Source organism: Sphingobium sp. TomTYG75, from assembly GCF_054771635.1.
Genome location: NZ_BSRE01000001.1, coordinates 1,027,848 through 1,043,007, shown reverse-complemented (window position 1 = coordinate 1,043,007; position 15,160 = coordinate 1,027,848). Strand labels below are relative to the sequence as shown.

Annotated in this window: 20 protein-coding genes; 18 read left to right on the top strand and 2 right to left on the bottom strand. The window is 63.2% G+C overall.

Going from position 1 to position 15,160, the window contains the following annotated elements; genetic code table 11:
* The first annotated feature begins 2 nt into the window (after positions 1-2).
* A complete protein-coding gene (locus ACYU81_RS05280; RefSeq protein WP_140042726.1) occupies positions 3-491 on the top strand; it encodes a hypothetical protein in 489 nt (162 codons plus the stop codon).
* Positions 492-762: 271 nt separating this feature from the next.
* Here the strand turns inward: ACYU81_RS05280 and ACYU81_RS05275 are convergent, their stop codons facing one another.
* Together ACYU81_RS05275 and ACYU81_RS05270 are read right to left on the bottom strand one after the other, a co-directional pair.
* Entirely contained in the window at positions 763-1,812 is a 1,050-nt protein-coding gene (locus ACYU81_RS05275) for a phage portal protein (protein ID WP_460986720.1), read from the bottom strand.
* Positions 1,809-3,662 carry a terminase large subunit domain-containing protein gene (locus ACYU81_RS05270; RefSeq protein ID WP_460986718.1) on the bottom strand — a complete coding sequence of 618 codons (1,854 nt, stop codon included), beginning with the start codon at positions 3,660-3,662 and terminating at the stop codon, positions 1,809-1,811. The genes ACYU81_RS05275 and ACYU81_RS05270 overlap by 4 nt, the downstream gene beginning before the upstream one ends.
* Positions 3,663-3,825: 163 nt before the next feature.
* On the opposite strand from ACYU81_RS05270, the gene ACYU81_RS05265 reads away from it, so the two are divergent.
* The 17 genes from ACYU81_RS05265 (at position 3,826) to ACYU81_RS05185 (ending at position 14,892) form a co-directional block, all read left to right on the top strand.
* A complete protein-coding gene (locus ACYU81_RS05265; RefSeq protein ID WP_460986716.1) occupies positions 3,826-4,671 on the top strand; it encodes a GPO family capsid scaffolding protein in 846 nt (281 codons plus the stop codon).
* 42 nt (positions 4,672-4,713) lie between these two features.
* The gene (locus tag ACYU81_RS05260) at positions 4,714-5,766 is read left to right on the top strand and encodes a phage major capsid protein, P2 family (RefSeq protein WP_460986714.1); all 1,053 of its coding nucleotides are present in this window, start codon (positions 4,714-4,716) and stop codon (positions 5,764-5,766) included.
* Positions 5,767-5,812: 46 nt separating this feature from the next.
* The gene (gpM, locus tag ACYU81_RS05255; RefSeq protein ID WP_460986712.1) at positions 5,813-6,610 is read left to right on the top strand and encodes a phage terminase small subunit; all 798 of its coding nucleotides are present in this window, start codon (positions 5,813-5,815) and stop codon (positions 6,608-6,610) included.
* A gap of 120 nt (positions 6,611-6,730) precedes the next feature.
* Positions 6,731-6,991 (top strand): hypothetical protein, encoded by a 261-nt coding sequence (locus ACYU81_RS05250; protein WP_460986710.1) that lies wholly within the window; start codon positions 6,731-6,733, stop codon positions 6,989-6,991.
* A complete protein-coding gene (locus tag ACYU81_RS05245; protein ID WP_460986708.1) occupies positions 6,988-7,470 on the top strand; it encodes a head completion/stabilization protein in 483 nt (160 codons plus the stop codon). Before ACYU81_RS05250 ends, ACYU81_RS05245 begins: the two co-directional genes overlap by 4 nt.
* The gene (locus ACYU81_RS05240) at positions 7,470-7,694 is read left to right on the top strand and encodes a tail protein X (RefSeq protein ID WP_460986706.1); all 225 of its coding nucleotides are present in this window, start codon (positions 7,470-7,472) and stop codon (positions 7,692-7,694) included. The genes ACYU81_RS05245 and ACYU81_RS05240 overlap by 1 nt, the downstream gene beginning before the upstream one ends.
* Positions 7,695-7,697: 3 nt before the next feature.
* On the top strand, positions 7,698-8,030 hold the full coding sequence (locus tag ACYU81_RS05235; protein ID WP_460986702.1) for a hypothetical protein: 333 nt from the start codon (positions 7,698-7,700) through the stop codon (positions 8,028-8,030).
* Between the two features lie 3 nt (positions 8,031-8,033).
* On the top strand, positions 8,034-8,486 hold the full coding sequence (locus tag ACYU81_RS05230; RefSeq protein ID WP_460986700.1) for a D-Ala-D-Ala carboxypeptidase family metallohydrolase: 453 nt from the start codon (positions 8,034-8,036) through the stop codon (positions 8,484-8,486).
* The gene (locus ACYU81_RS05225; RefSeq protein ID WP_460986698.1) at positions 8,483-8,878 is read left to right on the top strand and encodes a hypothetical protein; all 396 of its coding nucleotides are present in this window, start codon (positions 8,483-8,485) and stop codon (positions 8,876-8,878) included. Before ACYU81_RS05230 ends, ACYU81_RS05225 begins: the two co-directional genes overlap by 4 nt.
* Entirely contained in the window at positions 8,865-9,008 is a 144-nt protein-coding gene (locus ACYU81_RS05220) for a hypothetical protein (RefSeq protein ID WP_460986696.1), read from the top strand. Before ACYU81_RS05225 ends, ACYU81_RS05220 begins: the two co-directional genes overlap by 14 nt.
* Positions 9,009-9,010: 2 nt before the next feature.
* Positions 9,011-9,529, top strand: coding sequence for a phage tail protein (locus ACYU81_RS05215; RefSeq protein WP_460986694.1), 519 nt, complete (start codon positions 9,011-9,013; stop codon positions 9,527-9,529).
* Complete coding sequence (locus ACYU81_RS05210; protein ID WP_460986692.1) at positions 9,526-10,197, top strand: phage virion morphogenesis protein; 672 nt, start codon at positions 9,526-9,528, stop codon at positions 10,195-10,197. The genes ACYU81_RS05215 and ACYU81_RS05210 overlap by 4 nt, the downstream gene beginning before the upstream one ends.
* Before the next feature lie 82 nt (positions 10,198-10,279).
* Positions 10,280-11,173 carry a baseplate assembly protein gene (locus ACYU81_RS05205; RefSeq protein WP_460986690.1) on the top strand — a complete coding sequence of 298 codons (894 nt, stop codon included), beginning with the start codon at positions 10,280-10,282 and terminating at the stop codon, positions 11,171-11,173.
* Positions 11,170-11,721 carry a phage tail protein I gene (locus ACYU81_RS05200; RefSeq protein WP_460986689.1) on the top strand — a complete coding sequence of 184 codons (552 nt, stop codon included), beginning with the start codon at positions 11,170-11,172 and terminating at the stop codon, positions 11,719-11,721. The genes ACYU81_RS05205 and ACYU81_RS05200 overlap by 4 nt, the downstream gene beginning before the upstream one ends.
* A gap of 11 nt (positions 11,722-11,732) precedes the next feature.
* Positions 11,733-13,622: a gp53-like domain-containing protein gene (locus ACYU81_RS05195; RefSeq protein WP_460986687.1), complete on the top strand. Its 1,890-nt coding sequence runs from the start codon at positions 11,733-11,735 to the stop codon at positions 13,620-13,622.
* Between the two features lie 18 nt (positions 13,623-13,640).
* Positions 13,641-13,901 (top strand): hypothetical protein, encoded by a 261-nt coding sequence (locus tag ACYU81_RS05190; protein WP_460986685.1) that lies wholly within the window; start codon positions 13,641-13,643, stop codon positions 13,899-13,901.
* A 172-nt stretch (positions 13,902-14,073) separates the two neighbouring features.
* On the top strand, positions 14,074-14,892 hold the full coding sequence (locus tag ACYU81_RS05185) for a DNA adenine methylase (RefSeq protein ID WP_460986683.1): 819 nt from the start codon (positions 14,074-14,076) through the stop codon (positions 14,890-14,892).
* The last annotated feature ends 268 nt before the right edge of the window (positions 14,893-15,160 follow it).

Sequence of the window (15,160 nt, the reverse complement as noted above, 5' to 3'; positions counted from 1 at the left end):
ACATGACCAGGATTATCGAGCGGCAAAAATTCATCCGCTATTGGATGGAGCAGACTGGCGAGGCGGAGATCGACATGCGTGCGGTCGCAGAGTTCGCCATCAAAATGGGGTGGAAGCCCCCGCCGCCGGTGGACCCGGTGGATGCCTTGGCGAAGACCTTCAAGGATGCGGCGCGTCAAGACATTCGGAAGGACCGCAAGACTGGCCGACCGTACCGGGGCTATCATGCATTCCCCAAGGCGGCAGCTGACGGTCAGATGACATTTTCTTATGTGGACATCGACGATCCGAAAACTAAGCCGGAGCATTTTCAGAAAGCATGTGTGTTGCGGCGTGAGCAGATGGTCGACGATGGCGTTCAGCTGACATTTGACATGGACCACTGGAACAGCCTTCGCCCAGCGGAACAGCACGTTGATCTGCCGATGGACTTGCAGCCGGACATCGAATGGCGTCGGGCGGCTCGCGACGACACAGACGAAGCCGCATGATATCGGCCCGCTCGAGGTAGAATGCTTTAAAACCGCACTTAGACGAAAGATTTGCAATGTTGGAACATGGCCCACTCTCGCCGGACCATATCGCGATACTCCAATCCGCTGCAGCTGGACCTATCACAAGGACGCCTGCCACCTCGATACAGGAGGCAAATCTTTATCAATTCTTGTGTGACGCCGGGTTCCTCACCTGCGAGCGGACGTACGTAGACGCAGACCCGATGAAGAGTCGGTATCGTTATACGCGGACGTCCAAAGCTATCAGTTAGTCGCTCTTACGGCGCTCGCTAAACCGCACCGCTTCAAAGCCCAGCTGGTCGTTCAGTTCGAGGAAGACCGACTGCAGGGGCTGGATCTCCAGTTCGAAGAAGCTGTCCAGCGCCTTCGCTGGATCGCCGAAGCCGCCCGCGTTGGCCGGGATGATGCCGAGCAGCTGCGGCGGCACGCGGTGCGCGGCCAGCACGTCGTCCCGCGTCGTGTTCTTGATCCCCAGAAATTCGTCCTTCGCCCCAACTTCGGCGATGGGGATGATCTTGATGCCGTTCTCTTTGCCGCTGGGCGAGTGGACGAACATATTACGGAAATTGCCCGGCCCCTTCGCCCGCTTCAGCGCCTCGCGCATGGCGTCGACATCGTTGTTCGCGAACTCGCCTGTCGCATATAGGATATACCCCGCGTGGCTCCCGTTCTCGAAATAGCGGCGGCGGAATAGCGTGGCGTTTTCATTGAGCAGCGCGGACTGCAGGGCAGAGAGATACTCGGGCAGGCCATAGATTTCCTGATTGATGTCGGGCGCGAGCAGCTGATGCACCGTGCCCGGCTCGAACTCGCTTTCGGTCCGCTGCCCCGGCACCCACCAGAAGCGGCCCGGTTCTACGCCGCGCCGCGTATATTTTGCGAGACAGTGATCGAGGCGCAGGACACCGCCGAGGCGGTTGCGGATCTCCTGCGCATAGGCGTTCCCCATCACCAGATAGTCCTGCACCATCCCGGCGAAGGTTTTGCGGGACAGCCACCGCGTCGGGTCAAGGCTGGCCGCCAGCAGGTTCCGCTTGAGTATGATGGCGCTGCTATGGTGTGGCGACGCGCGGAAGGCGCGGGCAAGCCCGTCCAGCGACAGGGGCGGCTCATACCAGCGATGATTGTGCCAGCATTCCAGCATGTCGAGCATGGTGGCCCGGCTCAGCACCGGCTCAGGATCGCCGAAGGTGAACGCCTCGACCGCGCCGCGCCGATTGTCACTGGCCGCGACGATCGCGCCCTCAGACGCTGCGACCGATTCCCGGCGGTTCATACGGCGTGCGCGCTTGCTCATTCGATGATCTCCATTGTGCCCTTGGGCGCTTCCTTGCCGTCGAGCGGTTCGTTCATGAGGATGTGCATGGTGGCCCAAGCCAGATCCGCGTGGCCGTCATTGCCGCCACGCCCCGCCTTGAAGGTGATGTTCCGCCCGCTGGTGGTCAGCGTTTTCTTGATCGACACGAAGGCGGACACGATATCGAGCAGGCCGCTGTCGAACGCGAGGCGGCCCCGGCGGACGACGTTCTGCGCCTTCATGATCATCTGCGCCTTGAGTTCGAGCGAATATTCGATCTTGGCGACGGCGCAGCCCGGCAGCGCTCCCGGCTTGGCGAGCAGCTGATAGACGCCCGCGCCCACGCCCTTGGCGTCGATGCCCAGATAGGTGCAGGTATAACGGCTCAGGACAGCCTTGATGAATTCCGCCTGCTGTTCGAAATCGAGGCCGCGCAGCTGGTGGCGCTCAAGGATCCTGAATTGCCCGCCTTCGACCAGCGGCGGCGCGGCGATGACCAGCGCGGCATTGTCGCCATTCTCGCTTTCCTGCGGATCATAGCCCGCCCATACCGAACGCTTGCCGTAGGGCCGCGCCGCCTCCGGGTTGAAATCCTGCCATTCGATCAGGCTGTCGCACCCGCAGGCGATCATGTCATTGAAGCGGAAGGCCGACTGGCTGTCGTCCACGAAATCGCACATGAAGAGGTTGGCGAATTCGTCGGGCGCGTATTCGTCCTCAAGCTCTTCGATATCGAACAGATCGCACCCGCCCATCTCGGCGTCGCGGATGTTGACGATGTTCCGCCAGATCCGATCCGGCCCGGCCATGCCGATCGCCAGCGCATCATGGCTGACGTCGATCTTGATCTGATCTTCCTTCTTGCGCCGCCGGTTGCGGCGGTCGCCGGTCCAATAGGGATAGGCCGGATGCGCGACGCTGGAAGGCGTGGAGAAGTAGGTTTTCCGCCACTTCTTGTGCGTCGCCATGCCAGAGGCGACCTTGTTCAGTTCCTCGAACGAATGGACCCAGAAGAATTCGTCAAAGTAGAAATTGCCGTGGCGGCCCTGCGCGGTACGGAAGTTCGTGCCAAGGAAATGCAGTTCCGCAGCTGCTTCCTCCGCTGGCCGAAGATCCGACGTGATCAGCATCGGATCGCCGGTCAGGGCGACGCCGACCAGCTTGGCGAAGCTGACGATGTAGGAGCGGAACTGGTGTGCCTGGGCTTTTGATGCCGACAGGAAGATCTGGTTGCGGCCCGTCTCGATCGCGTCGATCAGCGCCTCGAACGCGAAATAGTAGGTCGCGCCGATCTGGCGCGATTTCAGGATCATGCGCGTGCGCTGATCCTTCGCCTGCCACCAGCGATGCTGATAATCGTAGAGCCCGTCGAGGAAGACGCGCTTGAGTTCTTCCGCCTGCTCGGCGGTGAAATGGTTCTTCTTCGCCTTCTTGCGCTCGCCCGCGTTGCGGTTCGCCACCTTGTCGTTGAGATCACCAGAGTGGCCGCCGGGGGCCTCATAGCGGCGCACCTTCGCCAGCGTTTCGATCTGCCGGGCCAGCGCGTCCATTTCGACTAGATCCGCGCTGGTTTTCTTTTCCTTGGCGATCAGGGTCAGCAGCCGGATCTCCAGCCCGTCCTCAATCTTGCGGATCGAGGGAGCATCATCCCAGCGGTCGCGTTGCTTCCACGCCTCGATCGTCGCGCGAGGGATCGGCCCGCCCTTCTCGTTGACGATGATGTGCAGCGCGAATTCCTCCGCGATCTGCGTGACGCCCCACCCGCGCCAGTAGAGGCTGCGCGCATGACGGCGTGGATCGAACTGCCACATGGCAGAGGGCGCGCCGGGCTGGGGAGGTTGCATGGTCATCGGGGCGGACCATGCCCCGCGCTCAAGCACCTGATCATGGGCGTCTATTTGGACAGCGGCCTATCCAAATGCTGGGCCTTGAGCCTGCTCGCCCGACAGCCCCTTTTCTGGTCGCGTCAACGCCTAGCCGCGCCGCCAGCAACCAAGGGAACCGGAACCGACCATGGCAAAGAGCAAATTTTTCCGCGTCTTCGTAGAGGGCTTCACCGCCAGCGACGGTCGTAAGATCGAGGCGTCGTGGATTGACGACATCGTCTCCACCTTCAACGCGGAAACCTACACGCCGCGCATCAACATCGAGCATATCAAGGGCTACAGCCCGGAGCCGCCGTTCAATGGTTATGGCGATGTCGTCGCCGTGAAGGCCCAGACCGACGAACTGGTCATTGACGGCCAGACCGTTCGCCGCCGCGCTCTGTATGCGCAGGTCGAACCCAACGAGCAGCTGATCGCCATGCGCGCCAAGGGGCAGAAGCCCTTCCCGTCGGTTGAAATCTCGCCGGATTTCGCGGGCACCGGCAAGGTCGGGCTGGTCGGCCTCGCCCTGACCGACAATCCCGCCTCCCTCGGCACCGAAGCGTTCAATTTTTCGGCGCTCAAGCCGATGTTCGATGCCCGGAAATCCTCGCCCAACAATCTGTTTTCCGAAGCCTTTGAAGCGGTGGAAATCGACTTGGAGGAAGCGCCGGTGGACGGGACCGGCATCGCGTCCGCCATCGCCGCAGGCTTCGCCAGCCTCGCCGCCAAATTCACGTCCGGCAGCGAAAAAGCGAAGGGGCAGGAACCGGAAACGCCCAAGCCTGCCAATGACAACAGCTTTGACGTGGCGGCGTTCTGCGCTGGGCTGGGCGAACAGATGGTTGCTGCGGTCAAGCCCGCGAACGACGCCGTCGCCAAACTCCAGGGCGATTTCGCCGCCCTCGTCACCAAGCTGGAATCGACCGAGCAGACCGGCTTTTCGCGCGCCCCCGCGACCGGCGGTTCCAACGCGATCCAGACCAACTGCTGATCCTCGCCGCCGCCCGCCTCAACACCTTGGAGTAAACCCCACATGCGTCGTGAAACTCGTCTCGCGTTCAACGCCTATCTGGGCCAGATCGCTCGCCTCAATGGCGTCGAACTCGCCACCGAAAGCTTTTCGGTCGCCCCGACCGTCCAGCAGACGCTGAGCCAGCTCATCCAGCAGTCCAGCGCCTTCCTCCAGAAGATTTCGTTTGAAACGGTGCCCAATCAGGAAGGCCAGAAGGTCGGCGTGGGCGTAACGCGCCCGCTCGCTGGCCGTGTCAACACGCGCGGCGGCACGCGACGGGCACCCACCGATCCGACCGACACCAGCGACGGCGGCAACTATCGTTGCGAGCAGACCTTCTACGATCACGCGATCAGCTGGGAACGCCTCGACGCATGGCGCCATAAGCCCGAATTCCAGACGCTGGTTCGTGACGTCATCGTGCAGCGTCAGGCATTGGACCGCATCACGATCGGGTTCCACGGCACATCGGTCGCCGCCACCACCGATCTGGTCGCCAATCCGCGCCTGCAGGACGTCAACAAGGGCTGGCTGCACAAGATCCGCCAGTATGCACCGGAGCGCGTGCTGGATGACGGCGCACTGACCGCCGCTGGCAAGGCGATCTATGTGGCCGACACCGATGACGCCACGAAGCGTGACTATGTCAATCTCGACGCGCTGGTGAAGGACGCCGCCGCTGGCCTGCTCGATGAGTGGCATCAGGAAGCGGATGACCTTGTCGTCATGATCGGTCGCGATCTGGTCCACGACAAACAGATGCCGATCGTCAACAAGGCGGGCAACACCCCGACCGAGCAGCTGGCGCGCGACATCATCCTGCGCGGTGCCAATCAGGTCGGCGGCTATTATGCCGAGCGCGTGCCCGACTTCCCGACCGCGACCCTGCTCATCACCAGCTACAAAAATCTTGCGATCTACGAGCAGGAAGAATCGCGCCGCCGCTACGTCAAGGACGAACCGGAACTGACTCAGATCGCCAATTACGAGAGCGTCAATGAGGCTTTCGTGGTCGAAGATTACGGCAAGTGCGCCCTAGTCGAAAACATCGTCATGGGACCGAAGCCCGCCTGATCGGCGCGGTCCTAACGCTATCCCCTCCATCTGACAGGACACGCAAATGAGCCTTGCTCGTCGCAACCGTGATCGCATCCTCGCTGCCCAGATCGTAAGCGCAGCGGCTGCACCTGCTGATGGAGGGGGCATCGCCCCTGCCGCCGCAACTCTCCCGGCGGCAGGGGCGGGCAATGCCTCTCTGGCTGAACGCGCCGCCGCGCAGATCGTGCTGCGGCTCACCCATGACCTGCGCCGCCTCAAGAAAATTCGGGGCATCGACCTCAAGATCGCGGCGAAGCGCGAAATGCTGCCGGAATATCGTGATTGGGTCGCGGGCACCGTGGGCGCTGATGCGGGCGTCGGCACCGGCCTTGCTGCCGAAGTCGTTCCGACCGTCATGGTCTGGCTGATCGACGTCGGCGCGTATGGCGAGGCGCTCGATCTCTTGCCGTTCATGCTCAAGCACAAGGTCGCCATGCCGAACCGCTATCAGCGCGATGCGGCGACGATCGCCATTGAGGAAATTGCAGACGCCGCGAACAAGGCGCAGGGCGCAGGCGCTGATTTCCCGCTGGAAATACTGGATCGCGTGGCCGAACTGACCGCCTCCTGCGACATTCACGATCAGGTCCGCGCCAAGCTGTTCAAGGCCACCGGCACCGCCCAGCTGACCGCCGCCGAAGATTTGCCAGCGGATGAAGGCAGGCCCGCGCTGGATGCCGCTCTGGCGAGCCTTAATGAAGCCCAGCGCCTGCATGATCGCATCGGCGTCAAGGACAAGATCAAGCGGGCGAACAAGCTGCTGGCGGCCATCACCGCCGCGCAGACACCGAACAACGAACAGGGCGGCGCTGCCGCCTGACAGGCTCGCCCCCGGCGCTCAGGGGCGGATCGCGCGATGCGGGAGGCTTTCGAGCCGTAGGGCCGCACTCTGCCCCGATCCTCACCCCTGTAAGCCGGTGGGCCGAAATCGGAGGACATCATGCCCTTTTTCAATCTGGCGCTGATTGCCGTTTTCGCCGTCTGCGCCGTGCTGTCGGCGATTTTCTGTTTCGAGCGGATCTGGTGCGTCGTCCGCAAGCCCCAGCTGATCGCGCCCTATCTGCCTGATCGCATCCGCATGTCCCCGGCCTACCGGATCGTGCTGCCGCTCTTCCTGATCCTCGACGTGGGCGCGGCTGCGGGCTGGGCCTTCGTCGTCTTCGCCAGCATGGCGTTCATCGCCCGGTTGGGAATGGCATGACGTTCGTCGCCCGCCCCCCCGCGTCCGAGATCGAGCAGCCGCCCCAAGAGGAAACTGCCGTCATCAACGACGGCTTCTTCCCCGACATCGATCCGGCGGCAGTCCGCGATGCTGCGAGGATCCCGACCAGCATCACGCCCGCGCGCCTGCGCGCGGCGATCATCGGCGCGATCCTGACGGCAGGAATCGACCTGCAGCAATTCGCCGCGGATTCCATCGCCGCCGGGCACGCCACGCTTGCCGCCGTGCCCGCGCCCCAGCTGGACGGCGCGAGCGTGCAGCTGTTCCGCTATCAACGCGCGGTGGCGCTCTATGCCAAGGCCGAATTGATCGAGCGGCATCCCGATTTCGACACCACGGCAGCAGGCGGCGCGGAAGGCAATGACGCGGCCTCGGCGATCGGCAGCTTGCGCCGTGATGCGATGCACGCGGTGCGCGACATGCTGGGCCAGACCCGCACCGTGGTGGACCTCATCTGATGGCGTCGGAGCAGCGCCTTGTTGCCCGGTCAGGGGACAAGCTGGACCTGCTGCTGTGGCGCGATGCCGGGCTTGGTCCTGCCGAGATTTCCCGCGTCTGCGACGCCAATCCGGGGCTGGCCGATCTTGGCCCCATCCTTCCGCTCGGCACCATCGTCATCGTGCCCGCAACCGCCGACGCCAGCGCAACGCGCGCGCTTCCCCTCATTCAGCTTTGGGATTGATCCATGGACCTGCGCCACTTTCTGGAATCCGTCATCGAATTGATCGGCTCCCTCACGCCTTCGCTGATCGGTTCCGCCGTGGCGCAGGCTTGGAAGCCTGCTCTGCCGTTCCGCCAGCGCTTCCTCCAGTGGGTGGTTGGATCGACGGTCAGCTATTACGCGACCATCGCCATCATCGCCGTCACTGGCTGGAATCACTTCGCCGCGCAGTCGATCGCCTTCGCCATCGCCCTGCTCGCCTTTGACGCCACCCCGCGCATCGCCAAGGCCGCGATCGACACGCTGACCAGCGTGCCAGGCCGCCTCGCTGACCGCTTTCTGCCCAACAAGGACTGACCCATGCAGCTGTCCCCCAACTTTAGCCTGGCCGAATTCACCGCGTCCGCGACCGCGACGGCTCAGGGCATCGCCAACGTCCCCGGCGCGCGCCAGATCGCGGCGATGCAGCTGCTCTGCGCCAAGGTGCTGGAGCCGCTGCGCGCGCACTTCGGCAAGCCTGTCCGCGTCACGTCGGGCTTCCGCTCGATCAAGCTGTGCTTGGCGGTGGGATCATCGTCCAGCAGCCAGCACGCGCAGGGCGAGGCCGCCGATTTCGAGATCAGCGGCGTCGATAATGTGACGGTTGCCACCTTCATCCGCGATCACATGACCTTCGACCAGCTGATCCTTGAAAACTACACGCGCGGCCAGCCCAACAGTGGCTGGATCCACGTCAGCTATCGCGAAGGGCGACTGCGCAAGGATGTGCTGACCTATTCCCGCCGGTCCTATTTCAAGGGGCTGCTGGCATGATCGGGAAATCGCACCTCGCCATGGCCGCCGCGCTCGCCGCCTGCACCGCAGGCATCGGCGGCTTCTTCTACGGCACAAGCGTCGGCGTGGCGCAGGAGCAGGCGGCGCAGAAGCGCGCCGACGACGCGGCGGACGCCAAAACCAAAAAGCTGCAGGGGCAGCTGGACGCTTCATCCGAAGCCGCACAGGCGAATGAATTTGCCCGGCAGGGCAGTGTCAGGGAAATCTACCATGAAAGCCAGAAGGTCATTGAGCGCCCGGTTTATCGCAACCTCTGCGTTGATGCTGATGGTGTCGGCCTGCTCGACCGCGCAGCCGCCACGGCCAACAGCGAGGATATCTGGGGCATTGCTGGCGACACCCGCCCCATTGCCCAAGGTGCAGCGGACTGAAACCGGCGAGATGAACGGCGCGCAATGTCATGGAAGCCTGACCAGCCTCTATGACGTCGCGGGCCAGATCCGCGCCAGCTATATCGAACTCCAGAGGCAGGCCCGCATGGCGCTGCAGCAGGCCGACTGACGATGCGCAAGGCCGACAGCCTGCGGCAATGGCTCACCGCCTTCCTGCCGGATCTGAAAACCCATCCCGATCGCCTGCAGATCTATGTCGAGGGCGGGCAGATCAGCACGCGGCAGTCCGCCACGCTGTCCTTCGCCTATGGCTATACGCTTAAGGTCGGGATCTGGGATTTCGCGGGGGACGCGGACAAGATCATGGTGCCGATGCTGGCATGGATCGAAAAGGAGCAGCCCCAGCTGATGCGCCGGTCGGATGCCCAGCCCTTCACCTTCGAAGCCGAACTGCTCGACAGCGAAGCGTCTGACATCCTGATCTCGATCGACCTGACCGAGAGCGTTCTTGTCATCCCGCGCGGCGATGGAAGCGGCTATGACGTCCAGCATCCGGCGGAACCGAACTTCGCCGACGCTTTCGATGGCGTAGCAGCTTCCTTCCTGCAGGGCTTCGGCAATACCGAACTGCTGGTTGAGACCACCGATCCCGACGCTGATTTGACCCCGGCGATTCCGCCCGACGCATGAGCCAGGATCTTGCCGAGATCGAGCGCATTGCCGGGTCGCTGATCCGCAGCCTGTCGTCCGGCCAGCGGCGCACCCTCATGCGCCGCATGGCCCGCACCTTGGCCCAGAGCCAGCGCGAGCGCATCGCCGCCCAGCGTCAGCCTGACGGTTCGAAATTCGAGGCGCGCAAGGAAAAGGCCCCGCCAGTGTCAGGCCGGGGCGCGACATGCTTCCTCTATCCTTCCGGCGGCGGCGGCGAGCCGCGCAAGGTCATCATGAAATCTTTCGCCTGGACGACGGGCCGCATGATGACCGGCTTCGATATTGAGGCAGGCGGGATCCGCTCATTCGAGTTCGACAAGGTCGTCAAATGGCTCCCGGTCCCGGAGGAACATCGCAACGCGGGCGGTAGCAGCCTGCGCCGCCGGGGCGGCCTGCGTCGCCGCGCTATGTTCCGGCGGCTTGCGAGCGGCCGATTCCTGCGCACCGGCGCGGACGACAATGGCTTCTGGGTCGGCTTTTCCGGCAAGGTGTCGCAGATCGCGGGCGTCCACCAATATGGCCTGCGGGACAAGCCTTCCCTTCGGGCGCAGGCCGTGCCCTATCCGAAGCGCGAACTGCTCGGCGCGACCGCCGCCGATCGCGAGCAGCTGCTTGATCTACTCTATACCCATATCGCCGAAGCCTGACGGCCCGCGCTGTATTTGGATAGCGGACTGTCCAAATACAGGGGCATAGCGCACCCCCATCGCCTGCCCCGACATGGCGGCCATGGCCGATGCAACCTTCACCGCCGTCGATTTGTCGCGCCTGAAAGCGCCGGACATTATTGAACCGCTGGATTTCGAGACAATCCTCGCCGCTGCGGTCGCGCGGATGCAGGTACTCATGCCGGACTTTGAAAACCGTGACAGCGACCCTGTTACCAAGCTGCTGCAAACCTTCGCCTATCTCGTCCAGCTGCACCGCCAGCGCGTGAATGACGCGGTGCGCGCGGTCATGCCCGCCTATGCCGTTGGCGCTGACCTCGACAACATCGCTGCCCTGTTCGGTATCACCCGCTTCACCCTCGTTCCGGCGGACGAAGTGCTGGGGATCCCGGCGGTCATGGAGAGCGATGCGGATTTCCGCCGCCGCATGGTGCTTGCGCCCGAAGGCTATTCCGTAGCCGGGCCAGAGGGGGCCTATGTCTTTCACGCTCTGTCCGCCGACGAAGACGTGCTGGACGCAAGCGCGATCAGCCCTGCGCCGGGAGAAGTGCTGGTATCGGTGCTTTCGCGCACCGGATCGGGCGAAGCCTCACCCGAACTGCTCGCGGCCGTCGATGCCTTCGTGTCGGATGAGACGCGCCGCCCGCTGACCGATTTCGTCACGGTGCAGTCCGCCGAGATCATCGAATATTCGGTCGTTGCGACGCTTACCACCTTCAGCGGCCCTGATGGCAGCGTTGTGCTTGCGACCGCACAGGCAAGTCTTGCCGCCTATGTCGCAGCGAGCCACCGGCTTGGCCGCGATATTACCCGATCAGGCTTGTTCGCCGCCCTCCATGTCGAGGGCGTGCAGAATGTCGCCCTGACCTCGCCTGCTGCCGACATCGTCGTTTCGCGCGTCCAGGCACCGCACTGCACCGGGATCACGGTCAATTACGCGGGCACGGGCGAATGATCTACCCGTCCATTCTGCCACCCGCCTCAACCGCGCTTGAAAAGGCGCTGGAGCAGGTTGCCGCCGGTCTGCTCGATTTCCCGACGCCCGTGCGCGCCGTCTGGTCGCCCAACGATTGCCCGATCGAACTGCTGCCGTGGCTCGCATGGGGCTTGTCCCTCGACAACTGGTCTTCCGATTGGACCGAGGCGATCAAGCGCGCCCGTGTCCGCAAGGCCATCCCTATCGCACGTCAGAAGGGCACCGCCGCGTCCGTGCGCGCTGTCGTGGAGAGTTTCGGGGGATCGGTCGCCATCCGGGAATGGTGGCAGCAGGAGCCGAAGGCGGACCCGCACACCTTCAGTCTCGTCCTCAACCTTGACCAGAACGGCGCGCCCGCGTCGGCGGCCTTTGTCGATCAGGTCATCGCCGAGGTCAGCCGCGCAAAGCCGGTGCGCAGCCACTTCACCTTCACCCAAGGCATCACCGCCAAGGCCGATGTCGGCCTGATCGCAGCGGTTCGCCCGACCATCTACGCCCGCCTGTCCTGCACGGCACCGGCGGCCTGACCGGAGGAAACATGGCCCTTACACTGATCGTCACGAATGCGGGCCGCGCCGCGATAGTGAATGCCGCGAATACCGGTACAGCGCCCGTCACTATCGCGCAGGTCGGACTATCGGCCACCGCGCTCACGCCCCTTGCCACTGACGTCGCTCTTCCCGGAGAATTTAAGCGGCTCGCGACCCTGTCGGGCGATGTGGTGGACGATGACACCATCCATGTCATTGTGCGCGACGAAAGCACCGAAGTCTTCACCGTTCGCAGTATCGCCCTCTATCTAAACGATGGAACGCTGTTCGGCATCTATGGGCAGGCTGCTGTCCTGATCGAGAAATCGGCGCAGGCTATGATGCTGCTCGGCATCGACGTCCGGTTCGAGGATATCGACGCGACGGACATCACCTTCGGCGACGCCAATTTCCTCAATCCGCCCGCCACTATAGAGACGCAGGGCGTGGTCGAACTCTCGACCGAAGACGAGGCCACAACCGGCGTGGATACCCAGCGCGCCGTTACGCCCAAGGGCCTTAAGACCGCAGTCACCAGCTGGCTCAACAACCGCTTTGGCGATGGCGCGCCTTCCGCTTTCGTCAAAGGGCTGCTCACTGCGGTTAGCGCCGGGGCGATGCGATTGTCGCTGGAACTGAAAAGCGCGGCCCTGAAAGACGAAGGCGCTGGCAATGGCCTCGACGCCGATTTGCTTGATGGTCAGCATGGCGCCTATTATGGGAACATCCCCGCGCGCTTGGGCTATGTCCCGTGGGGACCGTCGAACGACGGCGCTGGGTCCGGGCTCGATGCTGATCTTCTCGACGGCCAGGACAGCGCCTATTTCACCAACATTCCGGCCCGGCTCGGCTTTACGCCGGTGCGCCAGGGTGGCGGCTCGGGGCAGCTGGGTAACGTCGTTTATATTGGCTGGTCGGGCGCGCGCGTAAAGGTACAGATCGACGCGACGGATATGGGCAATGTCGTCTTTGACGGCCATATTGCCGATGTCTGGCGCGCATCCAATGACGGCGCAGGATCAGGCTTGGATGCCGACCTTCTGGACGGCCAGCAGGGTAGCTATTACACCGATATTGCGGCGCGCCTTGGCTACTCGCCGCTCAATTCCACCGCCTATACCGCTGCCGACGTCAAGGCGAAGCTGCTCACCGTGGATGGTTCTGGATCGGGCTTTGACGCAGACCTGCTCGATGGACTGGATGGCAGCTATTACACGAATATCGTCGCACGGCTTGGCTATACGCCGCTCAATCGTGGCGGTGACACTGCGACGGGCCGGATCGTCTTTGCGAGCGGTGTGAGTGGAAATAGCGGCGTGGCTGCCGCCCCCGGCGGTGTAGGCGAGATTGAGGTGCGCGGCAACGGCGTCGGCGCCGCAATTATGACGTTCCATCGCCCCGGCGCATTTGCCTCCTATTTCGGCCTGGACACCGACAATATCTGGAAGGTCGGCGGATGGAGCGCGGGTGCGGTCGCCTACACATTATGGCATTCCGGCAATGACGGCTCCGGTTCTGGACTCGACGCGGACACAGTCGATGGCTGGCACATGGACAGCATCCGGGACTGGAACAATCTGCTAAACAGACCCTTCGATTTCGGCAGCAATGCGAATGGCTATTGGGAAAAGCGCCCCAACGGCGTCATCGAGCAATGGGGGAAAGTGACGCAATCGCAGGGTGAAGGCCCGATCACCCGCAATTTCCCAATTCCCTTCACCGATCTCGCATCGATCAGCGTTCAGGTGACATTGGTCGGTCAGGGCAACAGCGCTAACGACATGTGGGTTCAGCTTGCCCCCACACCCGCATCCCTCTCACAGTTCGCAGCATATTATCAGGCGGGATCGTCCGGCAATTCGGGTGCGGGCTTCACATGGCGGGCCATCGGCCGCTGACTTTGGAAGGATTTGATCATGACCGAACTGACCACGAAAATCGGAGCGTTCGACGCTGCCACCCGCACTGTCCCTGTCGCCTTCACCAGCGGGGATATCGTCCATAAGCGCGCCGTCAACGCCGTGCTCAAGGAGGACGGCAGTTACGACCGCGCCGCTACCAAAGCTCGCGTTGCGGAAGTGGCGCTTGGCGTCGCGCACAAGATCGGGCTTGGCGTCATCACCATGCCGCAGCCCGAACCGGCTTTGCCCGGCGACGCTGAACCAGCAGCCGAATAATGCCCGGCGGTGGCTATGAACGCCGCCGTTCCCCCTTTACGGAGGGGGCTTTGGATGTCCCCACATCCTCAAAGCCGCGAGCCTGCACTCGCACTCTCAGGGCAGCGCGCCTGCCCCTTTCGAGTTCCCTCCGTGGCCGAGCCATGGAGGGACATCGTGCAGGATCTCCAACATGTCTACCCCTTTTGTTCTCGTTCGTCCCGTTTCGCCTGTCGCCGGTTACATCGGTGGAAAGCGAAATCTTTCCCGGCGGATATGCGCCATTATCGACGCCACGCCGCACAGCAGCTATGCCGAACCGTTCGTCGGCATGGGCGGCATCTTCCTGCGCCGTTCGCGCCGCCCGCGCGCAGAGGCTATCAACGACATTTCCGGCGACGTCGTGACGCTGTTCCGCTGCCTCGCCGAGCATTATCCCTATGTGATCGACATGCTGCGATTCCGCGTGGCGAGCCGCGCCGAGTTCGAGCGGCTGCTGGGGCAGGATCCTGACCGGCTGACCGACCTGCAGCGTGCGGTGCGCTTCCTCTACGTCCAGCGTCTCGCCTTCGGTGGCAAGGTGCGGGGCCGGGGCTTCGGCGTCGATGCAGCCTCCCCGGCGCGCTTTGACGTCGGCAAGATCGAGCCGATGCTGGCCGAAGTTCATGAGCGGCTGCAATCCGTCGTGATCGAGCGTCTGCCTTATGCCGATTTCATCCGCCGCTATGACCGGGACGGCGCGCTGTTCTATCTCGATCCGCCCTATTGGGCGTGCGAGCGCGATTATGGAGCCGATGTTTTCAGCCGTGCCGACTTCGCCGCCCTTGCTGACCAGCTGGCCGGGATCAAGGGGCGGTTCCTGATGTCGCTGAACGACAACGAAGGCGTGCGCGAGACCTTTGCCCGCTTCACCATCGCCGCCATCGACACGACCTACAGCGTCGGCGGCAAACCGACCAAGGCGGGCGAGGTGCTGATCAGCAACTTCCCGCTGCCCGCGAACGATGCCTGAGCTTTTGCCCCTGCATCTTGCGATGCAGGGGCATCACGGTCTTTCCGCTAACGACCATTCGTTGCCGTTTGGACGCCGATAATAACGTTCCTACACCGGTCATTGATCGACAATGCATCCGTGCTAAGGCGCATCGAATGAGGGTGGCAATTTTCAGTGCGGGCCTATTTCTGGCGTCTTGCTCAGAGGCACCACAAGGTCCGTATGCGGTTCTCGGTCCGACCTGCGAATGCGTTAATGGTGGTCTGTGCATCCTGATCGAACCGAC

What these genes read in the sequence shown, in the direction of transcription:
- ACYU81_RS05265 (WP_460986716.1), top strand. Translation starts at nt 3,826, where the DNA reads ATGGCAAAGAGCAAATTTTTCCGCGTCTTCGTAGAGGGCTTCACCGCC.
- ACYU81_RS05240 (WP_460986706.1), top strand. Translation starts at nt 7,470, where the DNA reads ATGGCGTCGGAGCAGCGCCTTGTTGCCCGGTCAGGGGACAAGCTGGAC.
- ACYU81_RS05235 (WP_460986702.1), top strand. Translation starts at nt 7,698, where the DNA reads ATGGACCTGCGCCACTTTCTGGAATCCGTCATCGAATTGATCGGCTCC.
- ACYU81_RS05270 (WP_460986718.1), bottom strand. Translation starts at nt 3,662, where the DNA reads ATGACCATGCAACCTCCCCAGCCCGGCGCGCCCTCTGCCATGTGGCAG.
- ACYU81_RS05200 (WP_460986689.1), top strand. Translation starts at nt 11,170, where the DNA reads ATGATCTACCCGTCCATTCTGCCACCCGCCTCAACCGCGCTTGAAAAG.
- ACYU81_RS05245 (WP_460986708.1), top strand. Translation starts at nt 6,988, where the DNA reads ATGACGTTCGTCGCCCGCCCCCCCGCGTCCGAGATCGAGCAGCCGCCC.
- ACYU81_RS05250 (WP_460986710.1), top strand. Translation starts at nt 6,731, where the DNA reads ATGCCCTTTTTCAATCTGGCGCTGATTGCCGTTTTCGCCGTCTGCGCC.
- ACYU81_RS05205 (WP_460986690.1), top strand. Translation starts at nt 10,280, where the DNA reads ATGGCCGATGCAACCTTCACCGCCGTCGATTTGTCGCGCCTGAAAGCG.
- ACYU81_RS05195 (WP_460986687.1), top strand. Translation starts at nt 11,733, where the DNA reads ATGGCCCTTACACTGATCGTCACGAATGCGGGCCGCGCCGCGATAGTG.
- gpM (WP_460986712.1), top strand. Translation starts at nt 5,813, where the DNA reads ATGAGCCTTGCTCGTCGCAACCGTGATCGCATCCTCGCTGCCCAGATC.
- ACYU81_RS05225 (WP_460986698.1), top strand. Translation starts at nt 8,483, where the DNA reads ATGATCGGGAAATCGCACCTCGCCATGGCCGCCGCGCTCGCCGCCTGC.
- ACYU81_RS05275 (WP_460986720.1), bottom strand. Translation starts at nt 1,812, where the DNA reads ATGAGCAAGCGCGCACGCCGTATGAACCGCCGGGAATCGGTCGCAGCG.
- ACYU81_RS05210 (WP_460986692.1), top strand. Translation starts at nt 9,526, where the DNA reads ATGAGCCAGGATCTTGCCGAGATCGAGCGCATTGCCGGGTCGCTGATC.
- ACYU81_RS05185 (WP_460986683.1), top strand. Translation starts at nt 14,074, where the DNA reads ATGTCTACCCCTTTTGTTCTCGTTCGTCCCGTTTCGCCTGTCGCCGGT.
- ACYU81_RS05215 (WP_460986694.1), top strand. Translation starts at nt 9,011, where the DNA reads ATGCGCAAGGCCGACAGCCTGCGGCAATGGCTCACCGCCTTCCTGCCG.
- ACYU81_RS05280 (WP_140042726.1), top strand. Translation starts at nt 3, where the DNA reads ATGACCAGGATTATCGAGCGGCAAAAATTCATCCGCTATTGGATGGAG.
- ACYU81_RS05230 (WP_460986700.1), top strand. Translation starts at nt 8,034, where the DNA reads ATGCAGCTGTCCCCCAACTTTAGCCTGGCCGAATTCACCGCGTCCGCG.
- ACYU81_RS05260 (WP_460986714.1), top strand. Translation starts at nt 4,714, where the DNA reads ATGCGTCGTGAAACTCGTCTCGCGTTCAACGCCTATCTGGGCCAGATC.
- ACYU81_RS05190 (WP_460986685.1), top strand. Translation starts at nt 13,641, where the DNA reads ATGACCGAACTGACCACGAAAATCGGAGCGTTCGACGCTGCCACCCGC.